Genomic DNA, 11,997 nt, shown 5'->3' with positions numbered 1-11,997 from the left:
TTGCTTCGTAATCGTCCCGTTATTTGACGTTGGCGTGTAACCGAGCACATTTGGTACGGTCCCCGTCACCTTCGTCGGATCACCGGGATCGGTCGTATACTGCACTGGTGTTCCTGGCTGGCCATCTGGCGGTGTCACCGTGTAGTCGCCATTCGCGGTGTATTTCAAGGTGACCGTTTGGTTAGCCGTATCATCATCATCAAACTTCGTAGTACCCGCGCGACCATCAGTCGTCAGTGTATACCCATCAACCACGTAGTTAATGGTCTTGCCATCGCTGTCCTTGGTATAGTCAATATCGCTATCACTAGCACCCGTAATGGTTACTGACGGCTTGACATCAGTCGTCCCATCACTGGCATCAACGAACTTCACCGTCACCGTCTGCTCATTAGCCGCATACGTAATCTTCGCCGGTCGTGTTGGGTCCGTCGGTATTAGTACCCAACTACCATCCGGTTGCTTAGTAAGTGTGCCATTGTCCGATGTTGGTGTGTAACCAGGCACATTCGGTACTGTTCCCGTTACCTTCTTTGGGTCACCGGGATCCGTCGTGTACTGCACCGGTGTCCCTGCTTTGCCGTTCGGTGGTGTTATCGTGTAGTCGCCATTGGCCGTGTACTTCAAGGTCACGGTCTGGTTTGTCGTGTCGTCATCATCGAACTTCGTAGTGGTCGAACGGCCATCGGTCGTCAACGTATAACCGTCGACAACGTAATTAATGGTCTTACCATCGCTATCTTTGGTGTAGTCAATGGTGCTATCACTATCACCTGTAATAGTTACTGATTGTTTTACATCAGTCGTCCCGTCACTTGCATCAACGAACTTCACCGTCACCGTCTGTTCGTTGGCCGTATACGTCACCGTCGCCGGCTGCGCTGGGTCATCTGGCACTAACGTATAGCCCTTGGTTTCATCATTCGGGTCAACTGGTTTATAGCTACCACCAGTTACTTCTGGCGTGTAACCTGGCACGTTTGGTACGGTCCCCGTCACCTTCGTCGGGTCACCAGGATCCGTCGTGTACTGCGTCGGCGTCCCTGGCTTGCCATTCGGTGGTGTCACCGTGTAGTCGCCATTGGCCGTGTACTTCAAAGTCACGGTCTGACCAGCCGCGTCGTCATCATCAAACTTCGTGGTTGCATCACGACCATCAGTCGTCAGCGTATAACCATCAACCACGTAGTTAATTGTCTTGCCACCGGAATCTTTGGTGTAGTCAATGTTACTATCGCTAGCACCCGTAATGGTTACTGACGGCTTGACATCAGTCGTCCCATCGCTAGCAGCAACGAACTCCACCGTCACCGTCTGGTTATCGGCCGTGTACGTCACCGTCGCCGGTTGCGTCGGATCCGTTGGCGTCAAAATATAGCTGCCATCCGGCTGTTTGGCCAAAGTACCACCCACGGGCTGCGCTGTATAGCCTGGCACCCCAGGCACCGTCCCTGTAGCTTTGGTCGGGTCACCTGGATCCGTCGTGTACGTTGTTGTAGCGGGTTGTCCGTTTGGCGGCGTTACCGTGTACTGGTTGTTCTTCGTGTACTGCAAAAACGCGGTCTGGTTGCCAGCATCGTTATAGTCATACGTGGTGACTTGCAGCGTACCGTCGTTAGTCAGCACATAACCGGCCTGGTACAACTTATCCGCCAGCGACTGGCTGGCGTAATCAACAGTGGCACCACTAGTACCCGTGAAAGTCAGATTACCGACGGGATTCCCGTTAGCATCAAGTACCGCGGTCGGCGTGTCTGGGTTGGTCATATCCACCAGCTGAACGACAACTGTCTGGGCTTCAGCCACGTAGGTGACGGTAACCGTGTCCGTATAGACCGTCACGCCGCTTTCTTCCGCATAACTTTCCGAATTAGCGGAATTGGCTACAAACTGCGCAACGTTTTCCTGTAACGCCGCGTTCAGCGCGTCGCCATCAGCATAGGTATTCGTATCCTTGCCGGACTCTGCGCCCTGACCCGTACGGTTTTCGGTCAACGTAATTGTGGCCGTAAAGCCATCAATTGTTGGCACGGTGAGCGCATCGAGCGTGGTTTTATCCGGGGCATTCCAACTGGTATAGTACAGCGGTGTGTCTGCCGCACCCTTGCCACCGTACGTGTCCACCCAGTAATCGCGTGTGTACTCAACGTTTTGCTGACCGTTGTCCACCGTCAAATCAGTTCCCTCTGGTGCATTCGCCGGCACTGTGGCCGTACTTGTGAGCGTAAACGTCCGGTGGGTGCGCGTGTAATACGGTGACTTTATGCTCGTTGGGGCGTCGACCAAAGTCAGTGGATCAATGACCACCGTGTACGTGGTGCCGCCCTCCGGCACGACGACCGCCAGAGCCACAATCGGCTGACCATTGGCGTCGACTTTCATTGTCTTGCCGTCAGCTTCGTAAAGCGGGCTTAACGTGTTGTCGTAGTTCACCCGACTATCGGTCTGGTTGTAGCCCAAAATGTACCCGGCCGGTATGTCCAAAGTGACGGACTGATTGCTCCCCACCTGGCCGGTCAAAGCGGTACCGGTCGCAATGACCGATTGATCCTTGGCACTTACGTACTGCACCGTGTACTGTGCGTCTTGCTCACCGTACGTAATGTTGATGTCGTCGTTTCCGAGCACGGACACGTCAGGGGCAACGTAGCCCTTGGTGATGTCGTCCGGGTCGACCTGCGTCAGCGCAATGTCGGTACCCGTCTGCGCGTCTTTGGCCGTGGGAGCGTAACCCAACAGGTACGGAATGTAGTAGCCCGTCGGTGTCGCCACTGCGACTGGGCTGTTATCCGTCATGGTGTACGTCGTCGTCGCCTGAACTCCGGTCGGCAAAGTAACACCCGTTGGCGTCGTGATGTGGTACGCGCCAATCTTGGTGTACGTCAAAGTCAGGACATTGGTATTGTCCCCATCCGTTAACGTCGTTTCTGTAGCGTTGGGACCTGCGTAGCCAGTAATGGTAAAGCTACTATCATCGCTACCGTCAACGTTCAGTGTCTGGCCGTACTTACCGTTGAGCGTCGTGTCCGTACCAATGGCGTTGCCATCTTGATCAACGTGCTCAACCGTCAGGGTGGCTGGATCCCCGATGTAGTGGAGGGTAATGGTGTTAGCGTCAGCGTCCAGTGTTGTCGGCGTGAACGTTTTCGGATTGTTAGTCGCATCCACAGCGTAGTCACCATTGACCGTGTAATGATCAATTGGTGGATACGAAATGGCCTGAACTTCATTAAATTTGGCGGAAACCGTATCGTCTGTCTTGATGGTGTTGCCAAACGAATCCACGTACTTAATCGTTAAGTTGACGGCGGAAGCGTTGTACGTGTAGGTAATATTCGTGGTTTGCGGCAGGTAGGGGTTCGGTACATTGTAGCCAGAGAAAGCTTTCCCTGGGTCGCCGGCCGTCTTGGTATCAACATCGTAAGTTAACGTTCCGGAAGTTGACGCAGTGTTTTTATTCGCGGGAGTTGCATTAAAACTAATGGTCCCCGCATTAACGTCAACTACCGTGTAGGTAATCGTACCGCGCTTAGTCCCATCACTGTTATAAACCGTCTGGGTACGCGTCTGTCCGTTAGTCATCCAGGGCGACATCGTACCTGAAGTGTTCCCAGAATCAGTCGGCTCATAGCCAGTGATTTCGGAGGACGGTTGTGTGTCGTACTTTTGCCCGGTCAAACCGGTCATCGTCACCGAACCAGCAATTTCGTTGCCATTTTGGTCAACATAATTTGTGGTCTGGCTCTGCTGTAATGGGGTAAAGAAGGCAAAGCCACTGTATTGCGAGGTCTTTTCGCCTTTAGGGTACTGCATAACGTCGAAAATATACGTTAAACTCCCCACAACGTACATGGAATCGCCATCGTCAAAGATGTACGCAAAGCCGCCAAAATTAGTCACCTTTTGGCCACTCGTTAATTCCTGCGTGCTGCCGATGGTCAGGTTGTCCCCACTACCGCTCACTAAGCCAATCTGCACCTTGGTTTGCGTCGCGCGGTCAATCGCAAAGCTAACTTTGCCCGCCGACGTATCCATTTCGGCAAAAGTGTACCAATCGGAATCCTCAGCGTAGTGGTACACGCCGGTAGGATAATCCGGGTCGCTCACGCTAAACCCATCGGGCAAAGCCGTGTCCGTAGTCGTCGGGTCTGTCCCCGTTGTACTATCAGTGGTTGGATCGTCCGCAGTATCATTGAGCGCGTCTACTTCGGCAACCGACAGCATACTCTTGTAGCCGATATCGGGAGTCAGTTTGCTGGTTTGCCCGCTGTCTGTTGGTGTCGACTGCGTGACGTTCACGTCTTGCTGTTCCGAGGCCGCACTGGACGTAACCACGCTTGAAGCCGCACTAACCACACTACTGGTTGAATCACTGCTATAAGTGCTGGAAGCGCTACTGCCCGCGCTTGCCTGGCTTACACTCACAGAACTGGCCGTGCTACCAACCGCGGCCGCCGAGCTAGCCTTTCTGGCAACACTAGCACTGTTATCAGGGTTCGCGGCACTACTTTGCGTAGCACTGGAGCTGGCAGCACTACTCGTTTTGGCGGCACTGCCAGCGTTTTCCCCGGTTATATCTGTCTTTACCGTGTCATCAGCGGCACTTGTTGCATCCGCGCTAACAGCGCTGCTATCCGCACCGCTGTTAGCGGAAGAACCAGTCTGGTCAGAAACCGAACTAGTACTACTACCCTGATTATGCAAAGCATACGTACTGCCCTGCGTCACGGTACTAGCACTACTATCGGCATTAGTATCTGTAGTTGTATCATTGGATTCCTCTGCAGCGGCGACCGTATTGCTGCGCGTACCCATTGCTGTGGTCATGCCCAAGAAGAACAGGGTGCCATACACCCACTTCTTGCCAGCTTTCCACATCTTCACACGCTCCTTAATTTCTGGAGTTGGTGAACCCTTTGTGCGCCTGAATTTCATCAATACTCATCTCCCGTAAAATCATTAATTAAATCACGATGAGGCCCTTACTTACACACCAATACATTACACCCTACAGCCAACGTAAACAACCAAATTGTATGAAGTTGCGTAACATTACATTAAGTTTTATAAAGGTGTTTGTGCAACCACTTCACTAGTCCATTAACCGCCAACTTTCATTTGAGCAATTCGTTGCTTGCTGTCATGACACCATAGTTACTCAAGGATAGACAATTGTCGGTTTTTGTTGGCTTAACGCGCTTAGTTCTTTTCATGAACGTCTGATACTTCCCGCTTAAAAACCAAGTTGATGATTACACCATAATTTGACAGTTATTTATCGCGCGACAATTCAGAAGCTTAATTAACCCAAATTTGCTCGTACTGTTTTGCACAATCACAACGAACTTGTACGACAATAGCATTAAAGGCGTTAAACATTAAAAAACGAATCGTTTTATTTGCAAGGAACCGTTAGCTGACCATTAGAAAAATTAAATCCTATTTTTTAATTATTAGGCAATGTGGAAATTTGCGCTCCACAGACCGCTTTGCGGAGCGGTCTGAAAATAGCAATTAAGCCTTTTATTTCCTCTGTAGAGAAAAAGTTACTTGTCGGTGACTACTGATCAACTGCTCATACAACTACAAACCCGATTAGGTTATCCCTTACTCATTCTGACCGCGATTAAACCACTAAGCACCACAGTCTCCCGGCGGTGCTTTACACAGCCGCCTATAGTTAAGTCAGAGTACGATGCAAAGCACCCACTCCAACTAAAAAAACGAACCCGTGCCACCCCATATGGCAACACCTGGTTCGCTTCATCCTACATACTACTTGTTTGCATTTTCCAACTTCTCGGCCTCCGCGTCGATTGCCGCGAAACCTGACTGACCAGATTGCTTCTGAGGATGTTTTGAACGGTCCTCTTCTGCCTTCTGAATCAACGCCTTACGCTGTTCTTTACTGAGCTTTCCTGCCATCATTCTCGCCTCTTTTCGCATAGCGCGTATCCGGGTCGCCCCCAATACACCCCATTAGAATCGTAGCTGCGAGCCGGATTGTCGGTCGGAACGTCGCTCCATTCGGGCGACCACAGTTATGATGTTTGGTTAGTACTCCCTCATTATAACTCTTTTATTAGCAAACACCAGCAACGATTGCCAATATAAACGAGCCTACCGATTCTTGTGCACCACTTTGATGCTGCTGTGGCCCGTCCCGTCAGCCGTTACTCGTAACTGGTCGGCCACCGAATCCTGCAACTGCTCCACGTGGCTGATAATACCAACCGTCCGGTGGCCCTCAATGGATTCCAGCGCCTCCAGCGCCATCGTCAGACTGTCGTGATCCAGCGAGCCAAAGCCCTCATCCACAAACAAAGCATCGATGGCAATGCCGCCACTTTCCTCCTGAATTACCTCGCCTAACGCCAAAGCCAATGACAAAGCCGCGATGAAACTCTCACCGCCTGACAGAGTCTGAACCGACCGGGTCCCCCCAACCTGATCATCATACACGTCAATCTCCAGGCCCGTGTGGTTCCCGGTCCCCCCCTGGTCGTCACTCAACCGGAAAGCGTACCGACCCCGCGTTAACTCCTGTAGTCGGAGCGTACCCTGCTCCAACACCCGCGTAAAGTAGGCGCGTAAAACATACCGCTCCAACCCCATCTTAGCTGGGTTATTGCCGGTAAAAGCCGCGACCAACGTACTCAACTCGTTGAGACGCTTACGCTCGGCCCCCTGCGCCTCCAGACGCTGGCGAATGTCTGCCAACCGCCGCTGGTTACGCTCCAACCGGCTCTGGGCGTCGTGGTGCTCCGTCCGGGCCGCTTCAGCCCGCTGCGTCTCGGTAGCAGTCGTCGCTTCGATTGTGGCGACATCCGGCTCCGTGCGGTCACCAATCGCCGTCTCGGCGTCCGCCAGCATCCCCGCCACGCGCGCAACCTGCTCCCGGTACTGCTGCTCCTCAGCCCGTAACCGCGGTAATTGCGCCACCGCAGCCAAGTCCGCTGCCATCATTTCGGAGGACGCGTCCTGCCCATAGTGTTCACGCACCAGCGCGGACAGTTGCTCGGTCGTTTGGCCCAAAGTTGCGGTGGCACTGCTGGCAACGCTCCGCTGACTGGTCAACTCGCCCTGACGCTGGTTGAGCGTCGCTGCCGCCGCGTTCGCTGCACTCGTAGCTGCCGTCACGGCCCGGTCGTACTCAGCCACGGCCGCGGTTAACTGCCGCTGCTCACGCGTCACTGCGTCGATGTCCCCCACGCCATCCGGCAACTCGGCTACGGCTTGCTGCCAGTTCGCCTGAGCCACCTGTCGCGCCGTCTCGGCGTCAGCCGCCACCCGGGTAGCCTGGGTGACCGCAGCGGCTTGTTGCTCACGTTGGGTCGTGAGGACCGTCACCCGGGCGGATAACTGCCGCTCCTGACGCTGTTCGGCAGTCAGCTGCTCGCTAGTCCGTTGCGTCATCTGGACGGCGCTTTGCACTGCGGACTGTGCGGCGGTGCCGTCAGCAACTTTAGGTAAATCAAAGACCTGTGCCCCGTTCACCGCCGTTACTAGTTGCTGCTCGGCCTGGTTGCGGTGCTCCTCGGATTGCTGCAACCGGGTCGCCAACTGCCTGCCATCCGCTTCGACCGCCGCTTGATGGGCCTCTAGCCCCCGTAACTGTTCCTGCATTGCGTCCAGCTCGGCCACGTCGACCGTCGCTGTCGCGGTCGCCAACTGCGGGTGCTCCGTGCTCCCGCACACCGGGCAGGGCTCGCCCACACCTAGCTTTGCGGCCAACATCGCCGCCTGATCCTGGTAGTAGGCCAATCGGGTCTCGTCCACCCGCCGCCCCAGAGTGGCTGTTTCCGTGCGTGCGGCTTGCACCGCCAGGTCGTTGTCCGCCGCGGCCGACTCTAATGCCGCCTGGTCGGCCAAAGCTGCGGTGTATACCTCGTTGGCACGTTGCATCCCCCCCAAAGCGAGCTGCTGCTGCGTGGCCCGTTCCCGGAGTTCATCCACCGCCAGTTGCACCAACTGCTGGTTGACGGTTGCCAACGCATCATCCGTCGCCCGTAGCGCCGCCGTGGCAACGTTGGCCGCGTTACTTTGCGCATCAGCCGCGGCCGCCGCACTACTGGCCGCGTCGGAGTAGGTCGCTACCGTCCGCAACCGCTGGGCTGCCGACGACAGGACCGCCACGCGCTCGCGCTGGTCCGCCACACTCTCTGACTGCGCAGCGAGCGAGTTGGCTGCTGCCGCCGCGCTACTTTGCGCCGTTGTCGCCCCAGATACCGCCGCCGTAATCTGCGTCAGCTGCGTGTCTGCCGCACTCGCCGCCACCAGTGCGGACTGGCGGTCGTTGTACGTCCCCGCGTGTTCCTGTGCCCAAGCCAAAGCCGTGATGCGTGCCTGCCGTGTAGCTGCCGCGCTACTTTGCGCTGCCAAAGTCTCCTGCGTGGCTGCAGCCTCACGCCGCCGCTTAAACGCCGCGGCTAACGTGCGTGCCTGCTCTAACGCGGTGGCAGCACTGGTTGCGGCGCTCGCGGCGCTGCTGGCCACCGTTGCTAATTGCGCCACCACTTGATCGTCGGCCGCAATGGTAGTTGCCGCCGCGGTCAGCCGGTCGGGTAGCGGCGACTGTTCATCAGCCGCGGCGCTCGCGGCCTCGTCCTCAGCATCGGTCCACTCAAACGCCCGCATGGCCTCCTGCAGTTGGTGGTCCGTCGTCCCCACCTTTGCCTGCAGCTGACGTTGCTGCTGCCGCAACCGTTCACCCCAGTCTTGGTACATCTGCGTACCAAAGAGGCTGCGTAACAGCGCCTCGCGTTCGTTGCTGTCCGCGTCGAGAAACTTGCGGAACTCGCCCTGTGGCAGCAGGATAATCTGGCGAAACTGCTGGCGATTCAGGTGCATGATGTCCACAATGGCGTCGAGTACGTCCCGCGCCTTGCCCAGCACCTCATCGGGATGGTCGGGCTGATGGATCAACAACTCCGGATTACGCACCTTCAGCTCACCGCTGCGGGACACGTACATTGAGCGCGTAACGTCATACTCGATGTCATCGTTGCGGAACCGCAAGTGCACAACCGTATCGGCACTAGCCGCGGCAAACTCTGACCGCATCGCCGTAGCCAGGCGTCCGTTACCGGTCTGATTCTTCTTCTCGGTTCCGTACAGTGCAAAGACTAACGCGTCAAAAATCGTCGTCTTACCCGCGCCGGTATCCCCACTGATCAGGAATAATGGGGTGTCCGCAAAGTCGGTAAAATCAACCCGTGCGTCGGCGTATGGACCAAAGTTTTGCATTTCTAACAGTTCAAATTGCATAGACTACCTCCTGGGCATGATTACGCATAGTGTTAATCACGGTGGTTCAGTGGTTATTCTTGACCTTCCACATGTGCTAGCGCATCCGCCGCCCACTGACGTTGCTCGTCGGTCATCGTTACGCCGTTGGTATCGTCATAAAATTGCCCCAGCAAGTCCATCGGGTCCAGGTGGCGATCCACCGGCTTCTCGGTCACCAACGTGGCAACGCCGTGCGTCCGGTCCACCCCGGTACACCGTTGATACACCGTCCGTAGTTGGCTCATCAAGTCAGGAATAATCTCGGTATCCGTCAGGGTAACCTGCGCAAAACTGTCCGTATCAATCGTGTGGTAAAAATCCGGGTCCATTACGTGTTCAAAGCTTCCCTGCACGTTGATAAAGTCCGGACTCTGTGGGATTTCCACGAACTGTCGCTGCATCGTTTCGGTGTCGAGTACGTACACCCCTTTGCGCTGCTCGGTCTCGCTCACGTCAAACTTCACGAGCGATCCAGCGTACTGAATCTTATCCGCATTCACCGCGTGCCGGTTGTGCAGGTGCCCCAAAGCCACGTAGTCAAACGGCTCCAACACGTCAAGCGGCACAGCGTCCAGTCCACCAACATTCACCGGCGTTTCCGAGCCCGTGTGGGTGCTACCCGCAGCAAAGAAGTGGGCGACCAGCACGTGCTTCTTATCCGGCGCAAAGGCTGCCACCATTTTGGCAATCACCGGCACCATTGCCGTACCGATATTAGTCAACTGGTCGTCATCAAAGTAATTACGCGCCATCGCCGGCTCAAAGTATGGTAGCAAGAAGAATTGTGTATCGCCAATGGTGACCGGCGTAAACGCTTCTTCTAACCGGGTATGCAGGTAAAAGCCGGTGCTGCTATACCACTCGCTCCCCGTCGCCAGGCGTGGGGCCGAGTCGTGGTTGCCGCTAATGACCAGCAGCGGGAAACCGTCGTCACGGTTCAGCGTCCGCATCATTCCGTTCACGGCGTTGACCGCGTTTTCTGCCGCTAGCCCCCGATCGTACAGGTCTCCGGCGATAATAATGGCATCCACGTTTTGGTCATGGGCAACCTGCCGTAGCGCGGCAAAGGATGCCTGCTGGGTGGGCAATAAATCGAATCCGGACAGCGTGCGACCAATGTGCCAATCGGCTGTATGTAAAATACGCATGGTTTTGACTCCCCCTCGATGATGGCTAGTAACAGTACATACGTTCGTAGTACTATTCTACCGCCAAGTTGCGGCCAGCGGGACCCCCATTTATGACTTACGACTAATTATCTGGGAACAAATAAGAACGTGGACCACAATGCGGTTAGCTCCCGAGCACTAACGAAATACGGCCGGTATTCCCACACTGAGGAATACCGGCCGTATTTCGTTATGCACAGGGACCTGCATTGTGGTCCACGTTTGTAGGCCGGCTTGTCGCCACGACCCCAATCGGTCAGAAGACAGCCAGCGTCGATGTTCATTGTTTTACCGAAGCCGCTAATTATAACCGGGTCTCTTTTTGCTTGATTGATCCGCGTTAATCTTGGGGAACGGGTTCCTGCAGCTGTCCGGGGGTCATCCCCACCGTATCCATCAGGGTTTCTTCAAAGTAGACCACCATATGACGGCTTTGCAGCACCGGCAACATGTTATACATCGCAAAGACAGCTTGGCGGTGCTCATCCGTATCTTCATCCTGTAGTATGCCCAGGCGCTTCAGCAGTAGGATACCAAACCGGCTTTCAATCAGGTGCTCATCCATCCCCGCTGCGTCGATTTCCTTCATTAACGGTTGGGCGTAGTTAGAGCGCCGGGCAACCAGCACCCGTAATCCACGGGTGATCACCGTCCACGCCGAAACGTAGCCCATCTGGTTCCATCCGCGCATAGTGATGGCTGCCTGTAAAACTTCGCGTGTCAACACCAGCACTTTGGGCGACGGCAGCATCACCATGACGGCGTGCAGGACCTCCAGTTGGGTTTCATCCCACGACCCGCTGGCCACAAGCAAAGCCGATAAGTGTTCAATTTCTGCGTCAGACACCAAATTCCGGTGGGCGGCGTAATAATAGTCGCCCGCCATGACCATCATCTGGTAAAAGTTAACGTCAGTTGGGTGCTCCCGGTAGCGTACGGCAAGTTGCTCGAATTGGTGCTTCATCCGCACCGGTGACTCCGCCTTAGTCCCGAGTCGTTGCCAGTGCCCCAGCTCCTCATCCGGTTTGCCGGCGGCCACAGCAAAGGTGCGCAGGGTGACGCCCATCCGCGCCAACATAGCCTGTACTTTGCTAATGGCGAGGTCACGCTCACCGGCCTCGAAGTTATGTACCGACCGCGCCGTTGCGATGCCGTCGGACAAATCCTCGACGCTCCAGCCTTGTTCTTCACGTAGCTCTCGAAAACGTTTATTAATTGGCATCGGCTACCTCCCCAACAGCATCTGTTGCGGGTCCTGGCTGTGGCACTTGCGCGTACAGGTCGGTACCACAAAGCCGCTGCGCGGTGTCACGGTAACTTTGCGCCAACGACACCGAGCCAATGGTCCGTAGAAAGCTGATCAAGCCGGTAATTGATTCTGCCCGGGCCGTACTGGGCTCAATCCGGTAGGCTAAACAGCGCGCAATAAACTCACGACGGTACTCCACCAACGATGCGTTGGCGGGAATTACGCCCTGCTGCACTTTTTCCGTCAACCGCTTGGCTAACGTAATTTCTCCCGACTGGACGAGCCAACAAT

The 11,997-nt window shown here is 55.4% G+C and carries 6 protein-coding genes; all 6 read right to left on the bottom strand.

Features of this window, described 5'->3' with window-relative positions; all coding sequences use genetic code 11:
* The coding region (locus LPA02S_RS08450; protein ID WP_156471007.1) for a mucin-binding protein at nt 1–4,935 on the bottom strand (4,935 nt) is incomplete at its 3' end.
* Between the two features lie 840 nt (nt 4,936–5,775).
* The gene (locus LPA02S_RS11700) at nt 5,776–5,928 is read right to left on the bottom strand and encodes a hypothetical protein (RefSeq protein WP_156302197.1); all 153 of its coding nucleotides are present in this window, start codon (nt 5,926–5,928) and stop codon (nt 5,776–5,778) included.
* A 192-nt stretch (nt 5,929–6,120) separates the two neighbouring features.
* The gene (locus tag LPA02S_RS08445) at nt 6,121–9,267 is read right to left on the bottom strand and encodes an AAA family ATPase (RefSeq protein ID WP_056956197.1); all 3,147 of its coding nucleotides are present in this window, start codon (nt 9,265–9,267) and stop codon (nt 6,121–6,123) included.
* 53 nt (nt 9,268–9,320) lie between these two features.
* A complete protein-coding gene (locus tag LPA02S_RS08440; RefSeq protein ID WP_056956198.1) occupies nt 9,321–10,436 on the bottom strand; it encodes an exonuclease SbcCD subunit D in 1,116 nt (371 codons plus the stop codon).
* Between the two features lie 361 nt (nt 10,437–10,797).
* Nucleotides 10,798–11,679 (bottom strand): helix-turn-helix domain-containing protein, encoded by an 882-nt coding sequence (locus LPA02S_RS08435; protein WP_054651818.1) that lies wholly within the window; start codon nt 11,677–11,679, stop codon nt 10,798–10,800.
* The coding region (locus tag LPA02S_RS11730; protein ID WP_169798387.1) for a hypothetical protein at nt 11,669–11,997 on the bottom strand (329 nt) is incomplete at its 5' end. The genes LPA02S_RS08435 and LPA02S_RS11730, both read right to left, overlap by 11 nt.

This window comes from Lacticaseibacillus pantheris DSM 15945 = JCM 12539 = NBRC 106106 (genome assembly GCF_001591865.1).
Taxonomy (GTDB): Bacteria; Bacillota; Bacilli; order Lactobacillales; family Lactobacillaceae; genus Lacticaseibacillus; species Lacticaseibacillus pantheris.
The sequence above is the reverse complement of the archived record's forward strand: the minus strand, read 5'-3'. Positions and strand labels throughout refer to the sequence as shown.